Consider the following 19,291-nt stretch of genomic DNA (forward strand, 5'->3'; position numbering starts at 1 on the left):
TTATAATTATTTACTTATATTTACCATATAAATATAAGTATTTGCTTCTATTCTAAAGCCTTTTTATAATAAAGGCAAGAAAAAACGAAATAGCTGTTTCCAATATATTCAAAAGGAGGATATAATGAAAAAATTTACAGAAGCTTCCTCGGCAGAGCTAAAAACGATGCTCCGCGAACTACAGGAACGGTATGATGCATTCTGTGCGCAAAACTTAAAGCTTAACATGGCGCGCGGAAAGCCTGCTCCTTCGCAGCTTGACTTAAGCGCTCCGCTTATGGACAAAATGAACGCTTATACTTTAGAAGACGGAACCGACGCCCGCAATTACGGTATCTTAGAAGGAATTCCAGAATGTCGGAGGCTGTTCGGAGAAACACTCGGCATTGCTCCAGAACAAATCATCATCGGTGGAAATTCCAGTTTGAATGTAATGTTCGATACCTTATCTTTCCTCTGTCTGTTCGGAACCCACGGCTCTATGCCCTGGCACTACCATAAGTACAGCGGACATCCGGTAAAGTTTCTCTGTCCGGTGCCCGGTTATGACCGCCACTTTAAAATCTGCGAAGAGCTGGGAATAGAGATGATTCCGGTTCCTTTGCTGGACGATGGCCCTGATATAGAAATGGTGAAAAAGCTTGCTGGAGAAGATCCTTATATAAAAGGAATCTGGTGTGTTCCGCTTCACTCCAATCCGCAGGGTGTGTGCTACTCCGATCCTGTAGTAGAACAGCTTGCCTCTATGGAAACCGCCGCAGAGGACTTCCGTATTTTCTGGGACAATGCCTATGGAATACACCACATCTATGAGGAAGTACCTCTTAAAAATATTCTGGATGCATGTAGTCATTTTCATAATCCAGATCGCGCGTATTATTTCTTCTCAACCTCGAAAATCAGTTTTCCGGGTGCCGGCATTGCCTTGACTGCTTCTAGTCTGGATAATATAAAAGAATTAAAAAAGCATATGTCTGCGCAGACTATCGGACACGATAAATTAAACCAATTAAGACATGTACAGTTTTTTAAATCAAAGGAAAACTTAAAGCATCACATGGAGCTTCTGGCTAAACAATTGCGTCCCAAATTTGACGCTGTACTAGACAAACTTGAAAGCAATCTGGAGGGCAGCGGTCTTGCCAAATGGAGCCATCCAAAAGGCGGTTATTTCGTCTCTCTGGATACCATGCCAGGTTGTGCAAAACGTACCGTAGAGCTTGCCAAGCAGGCAGGCGTCATTATGACAGAGGCCGGCGCCACCTATCCCTACGGTAAGGATCCTCTGGACAGCAACATCCGAATTGCCCCAACATATCCGACACTCGGAGAATTAGAACAGGCAATAGATATTTTCACAGTATGTATACAAATTGCAGGAATTGAAAAATTGTTAAATAGTAAAGGAGAATGAATCATGGCAAACACATATAATCCTTATGATAACGTATTAAAAACTGTAAAAGACGCAGCAGATATTCTCGGATATTCTGAAAGTGATATTGAGGCGATCAAGTATCCTGAACGAGAACTGAAGGTGGCAATCCCCGTGTGCATGGACGACGGAACCACGCATGTTTTTGAAGGCTACCGTATCCAGCACTCTACCTCCAGAGGGCCGGCTAAGGGAGGAATCCGTTTCCATCCGGCAGTCAACGAGAACGAAGTGAAAGCACTCGCTGCATGGATGACCTTCAAGTGCGCAGTTGTCAATATTCCCTACGGTGGTGGAAAGGGCGGCGTCATCTGTGATCCAAATAAACTTTCAGAGCGTGAGCTTCGCGCCATTACACGCCGCTTCACGGCTGCCATCGCTCCTCTGATCGGGCCGGATCAGGATATTCCTGCGCCGGATGTAGGAAGTAACGCCACCGTCATGGGCTGGATGATGGACACATACAGCATGCTCAAAGGACATTGTGTACATGGTGTTGTGACTGGTAAGCCAATCGAATTAGGCGGTGCTCTTGGAAGAAATGAAGCTACCGGACGCGGAGTCATGTTCACTACGAAAAACATTCTCAACAAGTTAAATGTCCCCATACAGGGCACAACCGTTGCCGTCCAGGGTATGGGAAATGTAGGAAGTATCACAGCAAAACTGCTGAATGAGGAAGGAATGAAGGTTGTCGCTGTCAGTGATGTATCCGGCGGCATTTATAAGGCAGACGGATTAAATATTCCTGCAATTATTGATTACCTCTCAAAAGACCGCAAAAATCTTCTCACCGGATATGAAGAAGATGGAATAACACGTATTACGAATGAAGAACTGCTGGAGCTGGATGTCAAAGTCCTAATCCCTGCTGCTTTAGAAAACCAGATCAATGCCTCCAACGCAGATCGTATCAAAGCGGATATTATTGTAGAAGCTGCCAATGGGCCAATTGCATCCGAAGCAGACGCTACGCTGAATCAAAAAGGAATCACTGTAGTTCCTGATATTCTCTCCAATGCGGGTGGTGTTGTTGTTTCTTACTTTGAGTGGGTACAAAACATTCAGTCTGTAAGCTGGACCGAAAAGGAAGTCAACGAAAAACTGAAAAATATTATGGATCCGGCTTTTGAGGCTGTATGGAATATTGCACAGAAGGAACACACTACATTGAGAACCGGCGCTTATCTAATCGCTGTGAAACGAGTAGTAGAAGCAAAGAAAGCAAGAGCTATCTGGCCATAATCCCCTAATTGTGAGGCTGCTTCGGCAGTCTCACGTTCATATTTTGTTCATTTTTATTTTAAAAAACATTCATTTTCTTATCATTGTTTCTTCATCTCTCTTGCCTATACTATATGTATCAGATAGATAATCTAATAAACATTGACGTTATCAAGTATGTATCATACTATTTTGAATAAACTTTTTCATAATACATGCCAGGAGCTGACAAACAGCTACCTGGCATCCTCCCTTTTTACAGCTCTTTTTTTCTGTGCCGTCTTTTCTTTCTATAACACAGCCTCCCGACTACTGCCAGAAGGGCCACTGCAAAAAGTATTGCGGGAATCCAAGCTATCCCGTCATTCCTTTCCCTTTCCTCCGTTCCATCTCCTTTCTTTGAAAATACTCTTTCTATATGCTCCACCGCGGACATTCGTTCCATAATTGAGAATCGTAACTCTGCACGGTTTTTATTTCCCGCCAAATCTTCCGCCTCTGCCGTCACATAATACGCCCCAGGCTCGTCAAATTCGTACTGGACAATCTGACTGTCTGCACTGATATTTTGCTTCTCACCATTTATTTCAAGGCTGTACAGCCGTCCGCCTTCTTCTACCCAGATACTAAAGGCTACTTCTCCCTCATATTTTTCTCCATCTTCCACGCCTCTCCAACAGATCTCCGGCGCAGTATGGTCGATTGTAAATACCGCATAAGCGTCCGCCTCATTTCCTGCTTCATCCTCCGCGGTCACCTGTAAAATCCTTACTCCTTCATCTATCACTCGTTTTCCTGCAAAATAAGGCACCCCGTCCAGATAAATCTGATATGTATATCCAGTAAAATCTTGTATCATTTCTTCGGCACCATAATTCCATTCAAAGTAAGGAATATATACGCCCTCCATCTGACTGACATAACGTATTATCGGGCTTGTCTTGTCTATGATAAATGTATATTCCGCCGTACTTATATGCCCGGCTTTATCTGAAGCAGTAACAATGCAGTCATATTTTCCTTCTTCTTCAAATACAAGCCTTGCCTTTCTTCCCCCTTCTGTCTCTTCCCATATAATATTGTGCTTATCCGTCTCTTCCAGGCGGTCTCCTGCAGGACTTGTCCGCCAGACTTCTATATTACAGTTTTCCAGTATGTTCTCATCTCCCACCGTAAATACTGCCGTCTTAGTCTCGGCAGTAATCATAGAATGATAGATGCCTTCTGCCTCTATGACTGGTATCTGTCCATCTATATATAGCTCCTGGCTTTGCACTGTCTTATTTCCTGCATAATCCTCCGCCTCTATAGCTATCTGAACAGGTTCTCCGGACACAGAATTCTCTTCTATTCGCAGAAAAATATCATCCTGCGTCACCTGCTCCCGTTCGTACTCTTTTACCGTGACTATTCTATCATTTACATAACAGCATACCCTCTTTAGTCCGGAATATCCTTCATACGCTGGTTCCTGTATCTGCACAGCCACCTCTGCTGCCTCTGCATACCAGCCGTTTTGCGTCTCCGCAGTAGTAATCCAAAGCAGCGGAGCCTCGTTTTCGCATAAAACTTCTGTCGCTCTGCTGTCCGCAGATCGATGACCTGCCCTGTCCACTGCATACGCATCCACAGCACCATAAAATGGCGGAGAAATAGTCACGCTTCCCTCACCGCCCTGTATCCTTTCAATCTCTGTTTCGTTATGCAAAACGACAATCTCACTGATTCCAGACACCATGTCCTCGCTTTTCACCTCTATTTCGAATTCCGCATTTACGCAGATTGTCCCGTCATCTGTAAAAGGATAAGAAAAAACAGGAGGTGCCGGCATGCTCTCGTCTATTTTCACTGTAATCTCTTCCCTGTATAGTTCTTCTTTCGTCTCTGTCTCTGTCATCCAAACGGATATAAGATTTTCTCCCTCTTCCCAAAATTCCTTTGGAACAACGAATACTTTCTCTTTTTCCGTTTCCTCCACACTTCCCTCTTCCTCCGTTTTTTCTATCTTTAATTGTCCCTCTATTGTTTTTCCTGATGTGGACTTTAATTCATACCAGACAATCGCCTGCCTTTCTGTATGGATAATCTGTATCTGCGGCTTTGTCTGAAACCAACCGTTTTCTCCATCTGGTCTGGGACATAGTATCTGTGGATTTTCATAGCCCTTTTCTTCTTCTCCGGTCGTTTCTTCTCTCTTTTCTTCCCCGTCCTTTTGGTTTTTATCATAGGAAAGTCCTGTACAGAGCAAAAAGGTAATAAGCATACCCAGAATCACTGTGCCAATAAATCCCTTCTTCTTATTCTTCATTTTTTTCTCCCCCTTCGTTTTCCTCCTGCTTTTTGTATTCCTCCATTAATTCTTCGACAGCTTCCGACTCTCCTAGTCTCTCTATCAGTTCCTCTCCTGTCAGCACTGCCCTTGCATATTGCCCCTGCCCTGCCTCCAGCTTCATCTTTTTTATCCCCGCCGCCTCTATCCGTTCTGCCTGTTCCTCGATTTCACACAGTCTCCCGTACGCATCTGCCGCCTCTTTCTCCATTTCCTCTCTTTCATATGCGGCGGCAAGACATCTTAAGATCTCTGCCTCTAATTCCTTTCCGCGTGTAATCACCTCTTGATTGCCTGCGGCAGTATTTAGCAAAAGCTCTTCCTGCAGCGATTCTATTATGAAATCCATTCCCTCTTCCGATTCCTCTCTCAGCCCGAAAATGTCTGCTTCCGCTGTTCCCTCTTGCCTGTCCTTTTCCTTCGCCTTTTCCGCTTTAGAAACCTCTTTTTCTGAACGCTTCGCACTCTCTCCTCCCGTATTTATTGGCGGCGTCTGCCCTGCGTCCTTCCTGCTTGCTGCTGCGATTCCAATTCCGGCAGTCAGTACAAACACAATGATACTTCCATATAGAACCCCTTTTCTTTTTCCTCTGTTTCTTCTCTCCTTTAACTCCGGCAATGCCTTTTGTACCTGAAAAAAATCCTCAAAGCTTCTGCCAGATTCCCCCAGACATTTTTGAATTACTTTCTCCAGCATATGCTCCTCCCGCCTGGTAAGCGCGGGATATACCTGTGCATATGAAAGAATAAACTGCATTGTTCTCCCTGTACAGAACAGATCTGCCTGTACTGCCTGGCTTATCTTACGTTCGAATACAGGTTTTACAAAATGTTCGTTTACCGCCCGTTTCTGCATGCATTTTAACACTGCTTCATTTTCAGGCGATTCTAAATCCAACAACAGCAGATTTTCTTTCGCAACTAATATACTGTATGGATTCAAATACCGATAGCAGCGTCCCCTTTTACATCTCTGATACTGTTCCATCAAATGGCACAGTTGTCTAAACCATTTAAAAAGACAATCCTTTTCCACGCGAGGATATTCTTTTAAATAGTAAATCAGTAAGATTCCCTGTACGCAGTCCAAGCTCTGCCTGCACTGTGTACCATACTCAATAAACCGGAATACTTCATATGCCTGTTCTTTATTCAATTTCTTTTCCCGCTGTGAATCTGCAATCCTCACACGACTTGTTTTCTTAATCCTTGAATCTCATCAGATTTGATGTTGAAAGTAAAAATGAAATAGAAATAATAGAAAGTACTTGTATCATACTTTATGAAAAGTAAAAATGCAAGTACTTTTTGAGAATACTATAGTTTTAATTTTAAGTCGATAATCCTTTTCACTGACTCATCCAGACGCTGCTCTGTAATTTCTCCGTTTTTCACTGCATCTAAAATTCCCTGGTATGCACTATAAAAATCTGAAGGCATCAGGAGCATATCTATTCCCGCCTGCACTGCCTGTACTGCCGCACGATCCGCAGAATAGTTTTGTGCAATCGCTCCCATATTCATCGCATCTGTAATAATAATTCCCGTATACCCAAGCTCTCCCCTCAAAATATCTGTGACAACCGTTTTGGAAAGTGTTGCAGGAGTGTCGCTTTCTGCTATCTGCGGCAGAGTAATATGACCCACCATTACAAATTCACTGCCCGCTTCTATTCCTGCCTGAAAAGGAAGAAATTCACAACTTCTCAGCTCTTCAAGACTCCGATCCGAATAGGCAAAATTATCGTGGGAATCCTCAGAAGTACCCCCATGCCCCGGGAAATGCTTCAGTGACGTACAAATTCCTGCACTGTGAAACCCGTCTACCGCCTCTGACACCATACTGGACACCAACTGCGCATCAGAGCCAAACGCGCGGTATCTGACCACTTCATTTGCCGGATTACTCCACACGTCTGCATCCGGTGCAAAATCCACATTGAACCCATATTCCGCCAGGTATCCTCCTATGTATGCCCCTGTCTCATATGCTTTTGCTGTATCTCCTGCAAAACCAATATCACACATGTTCCCCACATTTTCTACCGGAAACACTCCACTTCCTGCAATACGCGCCACAGTCCCGCCTTCTTCATCTACTGCAAGAAAGGGCTTCAACCCTGTTACATTGACGCTTAGTTCTTCTACAGCGCCATTAAGCTGTACGATCTGATCCGGAGATACAATATTTCCCTGCATCATAATAAATCCGCCCACCGGATATACCTCATAGGCGCTATGAAATATCTCTCCGGCCTGCGTCACAGCCTCCTCTCCGGTCAGATCCTCTGGCGTCACAACGAACAACTGCGCCGCCTTCTGTTCTAACGTCATCTCTGAAAGAATTTTCTCTGCCTCTGTCAAAGGCTTTTCTGTATTCTGTGTTTCATCCGTCTGCTTTCTCTTGACCTTCTCTGTGTTTTCCCCTTTCCCCTTATGGCTTTCTTGCGGTACGGTGGTTCTTTTCTCTGCTATTTCCTTAATGCATATTCCAATAATCGCTATACATATTAAGCACGCCAGGACCGCCAAAAAGAAAAATATCCTGTTCTTTGTTTTTCCTTTCATCTTCTCTTTATCAGTCCTCATACTCGCAGATATATCCTATTTTCCCAGAAAATTCAGGAGCTACAGATAAAATATCATTCGGCACATCATTAAAAACCCATTTTCCAGTGTTCTGATAATAAAAAATATCCAGGCAGTCTTCTTCTGTACTTCCATCTCTGAAGCTAGGCTCGTTTTCCATCCATGCATCCACACACCAGTAAGAATCCGAATTTATCTTGTCTCCATAGAGTTCATTTTTCTCGTTTACCCAATAATACTCCTCAGAACCAGCATCTCTTCTTCCACCAATACGGAACTGAATATCCTGTATTCCCTTTTTATTGATTTCACTTAGAATATACTCATATTCCTCCTGGCTGTTTATCCTTACCAGATACCCTCTTTCATTCAGACAATATTGATACGCCTCGCTCCACGTACAGTCAGAGACAATAAATTCATATCTGTGGATTCCACCTTCCGTAGAGTCATAGACTTTTTTCTGTTCTTTTGCGTCCTCTTTATCTTCTTTATCCTCGTTTTTCTTTTCCTCTTTTAGCTCCTTATCCTCTCTGTCCTTTTGTATTTTTTCCTTCTCATCAGAACCTTCTGCCACTTTCTTCCCGTCCGGTCCGCCTTTATATTCTTCGATTCTGGCAGTCAATTCTTTCTTTGATACTTTTACATGGTAATCCCCTATTACGATCCACACGCAAATACCGGCCAAAATTCCAAGTATAAGAACGAGAGAAACAATGACTACAGGAAGCCTTGATTTCTTTTTTCCAAGAGGCGCACCACACTTTTCACAGAAAACGGCGCCTTCCTCAACAGGACTGTTACATTTTGGACATCGCATTTTTACTCCTCCCTAGACGATCGGTGTTCCACATCCTGTGCAAAACTTCTGGCCTTCTTTCAACTCTTTACCACAATTCGGGCATACGGACTGCTGCACCTCCGATTGAACTGGCTCACTTGCTGCTTCCGCCTGCACAGGCTCTGTCTCCACTTTTGTCCCGCAGTTTACACAGAACAACTGATCCTCCTCCAGCGGAGCGCCACATGATTTGCACACTTTTCCTGTAGGCATCTGTGCAGATGTCTCCACAGCTTTCTCTGGGATTTCTATTTTTGCACCGCAGACATTACAAAATTTTGAGTTTTCAGAAATCTCTGCATTACAGTTCGGACAAAATATGGTTCCTTTTATTTTTCTCAACTGTTCGCGCAGTTCTTCTGCCTGATTTTCTAACTCATTTATTTTTATAATCCACTCTGCTGCCTCTGGCACAGCTTCCTGCTCCTGCTTTGTGCAGAGTTCATAATAGAGCTTGCCGAGCTGTTCGAACACTTCTTTTTTCTGATTCTCCAGTCCCCGCAGATTCGACGAAATCTTTACAGAATCTGTCGCCTCCTTTGTTTTTTGGATTGCTCCCTGTCCAAGCATAGTTATTTTTTTATCTAAATCATTTAAAAATGCCATTGTATTACCTCCCTTATATGATATAGACTTGTATCTTTTATCCTACTTTTGTTCCGCAGCTTCCGCAAAAAACAGCGCCTGGCTCTAGCTTTGCTTTACAGTTCGGACATGTTGCTCTATTGTCTGCCTGCTGATTTTTCAGTCTTGTAATTCTGTCAAACAGCGGAAGAAGCTGTGGAAGCGGATCCTCGAAACCGCCCTCATAATACTGCTTTCCCAGCTCCAAATACACTTGATTCAGCTCTTCCTCCACTTCCTCTTTTAAATGAAAAATTTCTGTTTTTTCTTCATCTGCCATCATTTTCAGCTCTCCTTATATAGATTTTAAATACATCACACTAGAGCCTGCCAGCTTTTCCTCCGGCAGGCTCCTCTCTTTCTATCCCAACTTATATTTTACATAGAAGTCGGATCCAAATACCATTTTCCATCAATTTTAACCACCTGCAGAACCATTCCATCCGTGTATGTTTCATCCGTAATAGCTTCCATTCCGATAATCATCAGCACATCTACGGATTTTCCTTCTTCCACCGTCTCGTACACACCTGCCGAATCAAACTCATCCTGTATTACCGCAATGTCATCCTCTGTCAGCTCATCAACACTCCTCACCTCATAGTCAACCTGGTACCCGCCTACTTTGATGTCTGTGCCCATAGAGTCCATAAACATTTCTTCAAGATAATCCGCTAATTCTGTCTCATTATATCCACTTTCTTCTGACAGCACCTCTATCGTTCCATCAGAAAAAGCTGACAGCATAATTTCTCCGTCCTGTTCTTCAATCCCCTGCATCAGTTTTGCTATAGGCTCTTCAAAGCTGCTTTCTTCTCTCTTTTCCTCTTTCTGTTCTTCTTTCGCATCCTCGTCTTCATCCTTTTTATCAGAACTATCAGACGAAGCTTCCGACTTTTTCGAATCACCAGAAGATCTTCCAGAATCATTCGAGCAGCCTTTTACGGCAAATACAACTCCGACAATCACTGCAATCAGTACAACAATAGCTATAATAATAAAAATCAGTGGTTTCTTTGATTTTTTCGGAGGTTTCCCTCCAGCCGGCTGATAGTACTGTTGTCCGTTTGGCTGCTGATAATACGGCTGGCTTCCATTTGCCTGCTGCCCTCTATTCGGCTGCTGGTACTGCCCTTGATTATTTGACTGCTGATACTGCCCGGCTGGCTGTGCACCGCCTGAATTCTGCGCATTATCTGGCACTTCTACTGGTGTTCCACAGTTCGGGCAGAACTTTGTACCATCATTTACTTGTGTTCCACAATTTCTGCAAAACATACCTTTCCCTCCTCTTTTTCAAAGCTTCTTTAGTTCAGGCTTATCGGATTGATATACCACTTTCCATCTACCTTAATTACTTCGATAGTAGCATCATTATCGTCCTCTTCATCTCCGTCAACATAGACTGTCATTGTAACGTCCAGTTCTCTGGCTGCGCTGATGTCTTCCCTGATGTCCCAGTAATCCTTCAACTCATCTTCAATGTCTTTGATGTCATCCTTATCTAATTTCTTGCTGTCTTCGATCTCATACTTGAATTCCAAGTCCGCATCCTCCCAGTCTTCTCCGGAGAACATATATTCAAACTCTTCTTCCATCATATCTTCCAGGTCTTTTTTATCATATCCTGACTGGTCTTCCATCGCCTCAATCGTATTCTCGGAAAATGCGGACAGAATTATCTCCCCGTCCTGTTCTTCCACACCCTTTATCAGATTTTTAATCGGCTTTTCATATCCTTTTCCAAACACAGTCTTTCCAAGCACTGCCGCCAGAACAATTACTACGACCACGACAATCGCAATCAATCCAATTGCCAGATACGGCGGTTTTTTCTGCGGCTGTACCGGAGACGCTCCTCCCTGATATCCTCTACTATTTCCCCCAGCATTGCCGTTTACCGCCGGAGTACCGCACTTAGGGCAAAACTTTGCCCCCTCATTCAACTGCGCTCCACAATTCTTACAAAACATACCTTTTTCCTCCTCTTTTATCTTTTAGTACTCGAAGCTTCCCCAATTGATATACCATTTGCCGTCTACTTTAATGACTTCCATTGTTATGTCTGTCTCATCTTCCTCATCACCATCAACATAGATTGTAAATACAACATCCAGTTCTCTTGCCGCACTGATGTCCTCCCGGATATCCATAAACTCTTTTAAGTCCTTTTTAATATCTTTGATATCCTCTTTATCCAGTTTTTTATTGTCCTCGATTTTATATTTTATCTGGATATCCTCTCCATCGAGGTCTTCTTCTGTTATCATATACAGAGAATTTTTTTCCATCTGCTTTTCCAGCTTCCTGCCCTTTACACCAAAATTATCTTCCATTTTTTTGATTGTATTTTTACTGTAGGCAGACAAAATCTTTTCTCCATCCTCTTGTTCTATTCCCTTGACAAATGCCTTCACAGGCTTTACATATCCTCTCCCAAATACAAATTTTCCAACTACTGCCAGAACAATAACGCCCAGCACAATTACACCGATTGCCAGGTACGGCGGCCTTTTTTGAGTCTGTGGGCTGCTTGTTCCTCCCTCTCTATAATTCACATTTTTTCCGCCAACTGCTCCCGAAACATTTACAGACACCGGAGTCCCGCATTTGGAGCAAAATTTTGCCCCCTCTTTCAGCGGGGCGCCGCAATTTTTACAAAACATGTTTCCCTCCTTATATCAAGACAAATACATTCTCATTATTTTTCATATATATTCTCGTTCCTCTGGGAACATAATACTGCCGGCCTTTTCCGAGAGGCTGCCCGCTTTCCAAAAACATTGTTTTTACTTCAAACGGCTCTATACAGTACTGTGCGCTCTCCTGCTCAAACCGAACAGACGCAAGCGCCTGCGGGCTCTCATACGGACTTAACACTGCACATCCATCTGCCCAGAGAAAATAGATCTCCTCGGTCTCTTTCATCGGGTATCTCTTTCCCTTAAGCTGTCCGGATTCTGCACACAATTCCCCGCCGCGTTCTTCTCTTGGCTGAACAAAGGGCTCTTCCTGCTCCTTCAAAAAAGCCGCCCTCTCCCTTTCCTGTTCTTCCTCAAAAAGGTGCTCCTGCAACACTTGCTCCGCCTGCCCGGGCACTGCCATTTTCTCTGTCTCATATCCTGCTGTCTCATATTCTGTATATGGCATTTCTATTGTCTTGTCTTCCAGCCTGCCGTTCTCTTCTGCAGCCCTGTCTTCCTCTGATTTCTTCTGCTTCCACAGCAAAAGTCCTGTCAGAGATAAAAGAAATAGAGCAAGATAGCATACGGCCAAAATCAAAAGTGCCGGAATCTGTAAAGAAAGCGTATTTCCTTTATCCAGATCCAAAACGATCTCTTCTGCCTCTTTAAGCTGGCCATACAACAGAAAAAGAAGCGTCGCAAATACCGCACAACCTACAAGACTAACTATCATTCCAATAATATATGGTGCTCTCTTTTCCAAAACCGCAATAAAAAACGCTCCCAGAAGTATGAGAAACACTCCCACAGCTATCCACCATGTATACGGTTCCAGACAGGTTCTTGCAGCAGCAAAAATAAGTTCTTGTTCTTCCGTTCCTTTATAAAATCCCAGCCCTGCCTTTAGTGTTCCCAGCAGCGAAAACTCGGCCGTTCCGATTTTAGCGTATGTAAGAAACCATGCCCCCACTGTGCCTACTGTTAGAATTGCTATGATGTACTTCAACTTCTCCTTCATTCCTTCACCCCCTGCCTCTAGATACTATATATACGAATTTATATATATGTACAGCATTGTAAATATTATAATAGATTCCTTCTAATTTTTCCATGATTTCCAGTGTTTTCTTTTTATACATTTTCTAATAATTTTTCTTTTTTTGCCTATGCCGGACTTTTAAGACAATCACCAGAATAAGAGCTATTCCTGCCGCGCCTGCCGCAACATACAGTATCCATGTGTTATCTACCAATTTCCCACGCTCATTTATACCTGCTCTATACTTCCATTCATATTTTCCATCACCGTCTTCATCTACTTTCAGCACTGTTTTGGAAGTATTCTCTGCCACCGTATCAATCTGTGTTCTTCTGGTAATTTCTATATCTTCAAATTCCCGAAAATCGGTATACTCTCCATTTTCATCCATAAATCCGATTGTATAGTCCATGCTGCCGTTCCCGGTTCCCTCTATCTGAATATCGTATTTTGTTCCTTCTTTCAGACGAAGAATCTTCACTCTGTCATCCTCTTCTTCGCCATCTTTTCTCTGTTTGCGTTCTTGCTCCCCTATGAAGCCAAAAAGCGCATCTGCCGCCGCAGAACTGTCTGTATCTTCTCCGCTGTCTATTACTGTATCCGTTTCTCCTTCCTCAAAGGTCAGCGTACCAAAGGAGGTTCTTGTATTGAGAGCTTTTTCCTCCGATGTAAGCGTCTCTCCTCCAGATTTAACTGTTACATCCACAGGACACGCAATTTTAATATAAATATACTTCTGTCCGTTGATCATATCGGCAATATCATCAAAGAAAAATACCAGATTCTCTGCATCATCTACCTCATAGTGATGTCCTTCACTCGCAAGCCGCGCCAGGAGAGACTGGGCGGAAGCTCTCTCCCCTTCTTCCAGGCTGCTGAAAAATCCTAATGTATAAATATCAATTCCATCCTCTTTCAGCGAATCAGCATAGGATACTAACTCTGTACCTTGCTTACCGTCGTTTGGCATACCGTCACTCATCAGTACGATAATTTTTTTCTTTGCACTACTATAGGAAAGCATTTCTTCTGCGGTATTCAGGCCCGCTTCCATATTGGTGCCTCCATTTGCCGTAATCGTATATGCAGAAGCTTCAAGAATCCCCTGTTCTTTAGAGAAATCCGAACACATCTTCGCTCCATTATTATAAGTTACAATACCGATACTGGCATCTTCCTCTAAAATGGTATCGATGAACTTAACCGCCGCTTCCCTCGTCTCTTCAATCGGGACGTCCGAAGATGCACCTTCATCTACAACAGATTCCGCCATGCTCCCAGAATTATCCAGCACAAGAACAATATCTCGTTCCTGTGACATGTCGCCATTGCCCGGAACCAAGTCTCCTTCTTCTATTTCTTCTGCCTCAAATCTATATTCCAATACGCACTCTGTATGCTTTTTACTTCCTTCGTAGTCCATACTGCCGGCAATCTCAATTGTCTGGCTGTTAAGCTGGCCACTGGAGGAATCTATCTGTGCAGACAATGTCACTTTATCGTAACTGAAACTTTCATTCTGACTCAATTGAATCAGTACCGCGCCCGCCGCTGACTCAAAGGAATCTCTGGTTAATTCAAAGGAAATCTCATTTTCCTCTATTTTTCCGTTTAGAACAGACGTCTCCTTCAGATTAAAAAAGTTAAAAAATTCTGGCTGTATCTCCTGCTCCAAATCCTGCTTCACCGGTTCTATATATTCATAGCGCGCTACACCGTCCGCATAACGCATCTCCCAGCGGGTATCTGTATTTTCATTGCTGCTATACCCCTCCCCTTCTAAGTGCGCTTTGCTGATATCATGCCGGTCATAACCTGAAATTTCTGTCTCTGATTCCCCATTCACTCGATATGTGTCCCTGCCATTTTCTTCCTGCACTTCCATTTCCATATTCGTCTTTTCTGTCCAATTTCCCCTGACTGTTGTAATCTCTGCTGCCTTTATGTACGTTTCATATACACTGTTGTCTGTTTCTTCCACCTCTGTTTCCAGTGCCTTTTCTACTGCATTTCCAACATTCAACAGCGCAATGCCTTCTTTTGCATCTGTCGCTTCATTCGGGCTTACTTGTATTTCTGAACTGTCTACAAGAATTTCTTTAATCTGTGCCCCGCTTAAATTTGGCTGCGCACCCCATACAGCCGCAACAGCGCCTGCTGTAATGGGAGATGCCATAGATGTGCCGTCCATCTTTTTATATCCATCGACTATTGTACTGTAAATATCCTCTCCGGGCGCCGCAATCGTAACGCTCTCACCGTAGTTAGAGAACCTGCAGAGCGTATAATCCCCTTTTTTGTCAGGCTGTGCCGCTGCCGCTACAATAATGATACGATCCAATATTTCTTTCGGTTCTATCGCCCCGCCAAATGTATCACAGTTTTCTTCTGTCACAGAACAAAAATATCCGTTATTTTTTGAATCATAACCAATTCCACTCGCATCTCCGTTTCCTGCAGATTCTACAATCACAAAGTCATAGTCCCGTACCAGCAAAGCCGCCATATATTTCGATACCAACGCCCCGTAATACTCTCTGTATTCGTCGCCTAGCACATCACTCCCCGTTGATTCTTTCAAGCCTTTTGGATCGATTCCAAGAGACAGATTCACAACTGTGCGTTCGCCTCCTTCTTCTATAGAAGCGATCACTCCGGATAAGATAGAACTACTCGTACTCCATCCCCCTGCCTCTGTCTGTGCCTTAGTCGGTTCCCAGTCCCAGCCCAGCATCCTTGCATTCGGCGCCACCCCCGCAATCCCTTTCTTATTGTCCATCGTGGCTCCTGCCAGACCACTTACATGCGTACCGTGATCCTCATAAGAATTCACCCCTTCATTGAGCAGGCCAACAGATAAATCCTCATGTTCTATGTCGAATCCATTATCTACAATCCCTACACTGACAGAGGCCATTTTCTCTTTATGCTCCCATGCTCCTGGAGCGTCAATCGCTTCCGCCCACCAGTTGTTGCCTGAAGGAGACTCCACATCCCATTTGTTATCCGTCCACAGACAATTATACCAGTATCTTCCAAAAGGATCATTCGGTTCATAATTAGGTGCAGTAAAGGCCGCCAAATCCAGGGATGCCTCCTGCACTCCTTCCATCTGCCTTACTTCCTCACAGAGCGCCTCTAGTTCTTCATAAGATGACGCTTCCACTCGGATCATCAACAGATCAATCACTTCCTCCTGTCCGGCTATCTCTCCTTCAAGCGCATCTACTACCGCCTGCTTCTCTTCCTTTGATGTATCCGGCGTAAAAAACACCATAATTATGTCATTTACATAGCTGATACCGGTTTCTTCATCCTGTGAAATCTCTTCCTCTGTGTATTCATATGGTCCGGTGTGTTCTTCCCCTTCTGGACCAGAAGGTGCTATCTTGTCCTTAGCATACAGTATTCCAGCTAATAAAAGACTCGCTGCGAATAAAATACCCGCGATCAGAAAACCCATCTTACGTTTTCCTTCTTTTTTTCCAGCAATTGCTAAAAACAACAATATCCAGAAAATCAACCACGTTATCCATATTCCTTGAATCATATGCAGCGCAGACACATCAAACAATTCTGCTATACCATAGTCAAGCGCTGTGGTAATCAGCAGAAACGACATCCCTGCTATTCCCAACAGAGCCGCCAAAATAGTAAGTACAACATGGAGAATTCGTTTATTGATAAAGCTTACTCCAAATAAAAACACTGCCGGAATGACCGTAAAGACGGCAAATATAAGTCCCCATTTGTTAAGCTCCCCGCTTAACGGAATAAAGGCCAAGCCAGCGAGCGCAAGAATTACCAAAATCCGCAGACTCCATTTACGCATTTGTTTCCCTCCTCCTTTTTCCTTAACAGCAATCCTGCTTCTATGCCTCTAGCTCTTTTAATTTAGAAAGTGCAGCCGCAACCACTTTATCCATATCATAGTATTTATATTCCCCAAGTCTTCCCCCAAAAACAACATGTTCTTCTTTTGCAGCCAGCTTTTTATACTCCTCATAAAGATGTGTATTCTCCTCATCATTCACCGGATAATAGGGTTCCATTCCTACCTTCCATTCAGAGGAATATTCCTTGGAAATAACTGTTTTTTCTTGTTTCCCAAATTCAAAATGCTTGTGTTCTATAATACGTGTATAGGGAACCTCTTTTTCTGTATAATTAACAACCGCATTTCCCTGATAATTCTCGCAGTCTAAAACTTCTGTTTCAAATCTCACAGAACGATATTTAAGCGCTCCCAGACAATAGCCAAAATATTCATCTATCATTCCGGTAAAAATAATTTTCTCTGCAATGTCCGGCTTCTCCTTTTTCAGCTCAAAGAAATCTATGCCAGTTCTTACCTCTGCACCTTTTAACATTTTCTCTACAACAGCGGTATATCCGCCGATTGGAATTCCCTGATACCGGTCATTAAAATAGTTATTGTCATACGTAAACCGAAACGGCAGGCGCCGGATAATAAATGCTGGCAGCTCCTTACAGTCTCTTCCCCACTGCTTCTGGGTATACCCTTTGATCAGTTTCTCATAAATATCTTTTCCTCCAAGTGAAAGTGCCTGTTCTTCCAGATTACGCGGGTTTATAATGCCTGCTTCTTCTACCTGCCTGTCAATAATCTCCTTTGCCTCTTTTGGCGTACGGATCCCCCACATTTTACTAAATGTATTCATATTGAATGGAAGGTTATACAGTTCGTCTTTATATATTGCGATAGGAGAATTGATATAATTATTAAATTCTGCAAACTGATTCATATATTCCCAGATTTTTTTGTCAGAAGTGTGAAAGATATGCGCTCCATACTTATGTACATGGATTCCTTCTATATCTTCGCAGTAAATATTTCCTGCAATATGGCTCCTCCGATCTATCACCAGACATGTCTTTCCTTTTTTCGTCAATTCATGTGCCATAACTGCGCCGTACAACCCGGCACCTACAATCAGATAATCATATTTTCTCATTTTCTTTTCCTTTCCACTGTACAATTGTCTTATCAGGATAAGACATCTTCATTTATTATAGCATTTCTCTTTTTTTATATGATATATCTCGCCATTTTTCGTCATTTTAACTATACAGTTTATTTTTTCGTTTACAAATTAGTCAAAATGCACTAAACTATTAAGTAACAATCTATTGAGACGGAGGTAATATACATGAAAGGAAACGTAATTGTCGGACAGTCAGGCGGCCCCACCGCTGCGATTAATTCCAGTCTAGCTGGCGTATACCGTACCGCCAAAGACAGAGGAGCGGAAAAAGTATACGGTATGCTCCACGGGATTCAAGGACTTATGCAGGAAAGATACATTGACTTGTCTGAATTCATCACAAATGAACTGGATGCTGAGCTTTTAAAAAGGACACCAGCAGCATTCCTAGGTTCCTGCCGTTACAAGCTGCCGGAAATCCACCAGGATAAGGAGGTATATGAAAAGATTTTCGCCATTCTTGACAAACTGAATATTGAAGCATTTATCTATATTGGTGGAAATGATTCCATGGACACAATAAAAAAACTCTCCGATTATGCAATCGTTACCGGACATCCCACTCATTTTATCGGATGCCCCAAAACGATTGACAACGATCTTGCTCTTACCGATCACACGCCTGGATATGGAAGCGCCGCAAAATATATCGGTACTTCTGTAAAAGAAATTATCCGCGACAGCTTCTGTCTGGAATATGACAAAGGGCTCGTATCTATCGTAGAAATCATGGGAAGAAATGCCGGATGGCTGACTGGTGCAGCTGCACTTGCAAAAGGAGAGGACTGTGCAGGCCCTGACTTAATCTATCTGCCGGAGCTTCCATTTGATATAGAGGCATTTGGACATAAGGTAAAAGAGCTTCTTAGCAAAAAGCCCTCTGTTGTCGTAGCAATTTCAGAAGGCATCCGGCTCTCTGACGGGCGTTATGTATGTGAACTCGGACAAAGTATTGATTTTGTAGATGCATTCGGACATAAGCAATTATCTGGCACCGCAAATTATCTGGCAAGCTATATTGCCGGAGAGGCCGGCTGTAAGACTCGCGCCATTGAATTAAGTTCTTTGCAGCGCTCTGCTTCTCACTGCGCTTCCCGCGTAGATATTCTGGAGGCCTATCAGGTAGGCGGAGCTGCTGTAAAGGCAGCAGACGAAGGGGATTCCGGCAAGATGGTTGTTCTCAAACGACTGTCTGATGATCCTTACCAGAGTGGTACAGAAGTTAAAGACGTGCATAAAATAGCCAATGATGAAAAACTGGTTCCAAGAGAATGGGTAAATGAAAGTGGTACTTATGTAACAGACGAATTTGTAAATTATGTGCGTCCATTAATTCAGGGGGATGTATCCCCTGTTATGGTGGACGGAATTCCAAGGCATTTATTCCGTCCATATTGATTTTGTATTTTCAATTAATAAAGGTGCCAGATGCAGCCTTAAGTCTGCTTTATGGCACCTTTTTATTTATCCATATTTACGTAACAGTTCAGCCCGCGCCATTCGTAAAACCCCACTGCATG

15 protein-coding genes are annotated in these 19,291 nt (G+C 43.2%); 3 read left to right on the forward strand and 12 right to left on the reverse strand.

Features of this window, described 5'->3' with window-relative positions; genetic code table 11:
• Positions 1-124: 124 nt before the first annotated feature.
• Complete coding sequence (locus H8S37_RS07475; protein WP_186875358.1) at positions 125-1,414, forward strand: aminotransferase class I/II-fold pyridoxal phosphate-dependent enzyme; 1,290 nt, start codon at positions 125-127, stop codon at positions 1,412-1,414.
• Between the two features lie 3 nt (positions 1,415-1,417).
• A complete protein-coding gene (locus H8S37_RS07480) occupies positions 1,418-2,680 on the forward strand; it encodes a Glu/Leu/Phe/Val family dehydrogenase (RefSeq protein WP_186875359.1) in 1,263 nt (420 codons plus the stop codon).
• A 235-nt stretch (positions 2,681-2,915) separates the two neighbouring features.
• Here the strand turns inward: H8S37_RS07480 and H8S37_RS07485 are convergent, their stop codons facing one another.
• The 12 genes from H8S37_RS07485 to glf form a co-directional block, all read right to left on the reverse strand.
• On the reverse strand, positions 2,916-4,967 hold the full coding sequence (locus H8S37_RS07485) for a hypothetical protein (RefSeq protein WP_186875360.1): 2,052 nt from the start codon (positions 4,965-4,967) through the stop codon (positions 2,916-2,918).
• On the reverse strand, positions 4,957-6,144 hold the full coding sequence (locus tag H8S37_RS07490) for a hypothetical protein (RefSeq protein WP_207723882.1): 1,188 nt from the start codon (positions 6,142-6,144) through the stop codon (positions 4,957-4,959). Before H8S37_RS07490 ends, H8S37_RS07485 begins: the two co-directional genes overlap by 11 nt.
• 161 nt (positions 6,145-6,305) lie before the next feature.
• The gene (locus tag H8S37_RS07495) at positions 6,306-7,577 is read right to left on the reverse strand and encodes a glycoside hydrolase family 3 protein (protein WP_186875362.1); all 1,272 of its coding nucleotides are present in this window, start codon (positions 7,575-7,577) and stop codon (positions 6,306-6,308) included.
• Positions 7,567-8,397 (reverse strand): zinc-ribbon domain-containing protein, encoded by an 831-nt coding sequence (locus H8S37_RS07500; protein ID WP_186875798.1) that lies wholly within the window; start codon positions 8,395-8,397, stop codon positions 7,567-7,569. Before H8S37_RS07500 ends, H8S37_RS07495 begins: the two co-directional genes overlap by 11 nt.
• Before the next feature lie 12 nt (positions 8,398-8,409).
• Complete coding sequence (locus tag H8S37_RS07505) at positions 8,410-9,024, reverse strand: zinc ribbon domain-containing protein (protein ID WP_186875363.1); 615 nt, start codon at positions 9,022-9,024, stop codon at positions 8,410-8,412.
• Between the two features lie 37 nt (positions 9,025-9,061).
• On the reverse strand, positions 9,062-9,325 hold the full coding sequence (locus H8S37_RS07510) for a zinc ribbon domain-containing protein (protein ID WP_243207083.1): 264 nt from the start codon (positions 9,323-9,325) through the stop codon (positions 9,062-9,064).
• A 95-nt stretch (positions 9,326-9,420) separates the two neighbouring features.
• Positions 9,421-10,320: a zinc ribbon domain-containing protein gene (locus H8S37_RS07515; protein ID WP_186875364.1), complete on the reverse strand. Its 900-nt coding sequence runs from the start codon at positions 10,318-10,320 to the stop codon at positions 9,421-9,423.
• A 29-nt stretch (positions 10,321-10,349) separates the two neighbouring features.
• Positions 10,350-11,015 (reverse strand): zinc ribbon domain-containing protein, encoded by a 666-nt coding sequence (locus tag H8S37_RS07520; protein ID WP_186875365.1) that lies wholly within the window; start codon positions 11,013-11,015, stop codon positions 10,350-10,352.
• 24 nt (positions 11,016-11,039) lie between these two features.
• On the reverse strand, positions 11,040-11,708 hold the full coding sequence (locus H8S37_RS07525; RefSeq protein WP_186875366.1) for a zinc-ribbon domain-containing protein: 669 nt from the start codon (positions 11,706-11,708) through the stop codon (positions 11,040-11,042).
• Between the two features lie 10 nt (positions 11,709-11,718).
• Positions 11,719-12,744, reverse strand: a complete 1,026-nt coding sequence (locus H8S37_RS07530) for a hypothetical protein (RefSeq protein ID WP_186875367.1) — start codon at positions 12,742-12,744, stop codon at positions 11,719-11,721.
• 124 nt (positions 12,745-12,868) lie between these two features.
• Positions 12,869-16,597, reverse strand: a complete 3,729-nt coding sequence (locus H8S37_RS07535) for a S8 family serine peptidase (RefSeq protein WP_186875368.1) — start codon at positions 16,595-16,597, stop codon at positions 12,869-12,871.
• 40 nt (positions 16,598-16,637) lie between these two features.
• Positions 16,638-17,741 (reverse strand): UDP-galactopyranose mutase, encoded by a 1,104-nt coding sequence (gene glf / locus H8S37_RS07540; protein ID WP_186875369.1) that lies wholly within the window; start codon positions 17,739-17,741, stop codon positions 16,638-16,640.
• Positions 17,742-17,936: 195 nt separating this feature from the next.
• Between glf and H8S37_RS07545 the strand changes: the two genes are divergently transcribed.
• Complete coding sequence (locus H8S37_RS07545; RefSeq protein WP_186875370.1) at positions 17,937-19,169, forward strand: 6-phosphofructokinase; 1,233 nt, start codon at positions 17,937-17,939, stop codon at positions 19,167-19,169.
• The last annotated feature ends 122 nt before the right edge of the window (positions 19,170-19,291 follow it).

This window comes from Mediterraneibacter hominis (genome assembly GCF_014287475.1).
Taxonomy (GTDB): domain Bacteria; phylum Bacillota; class Clostridia; order Lachnospirales; family Lachnospiraceae; genus Mediterraneibacter; species Mediterraneibacter hominis.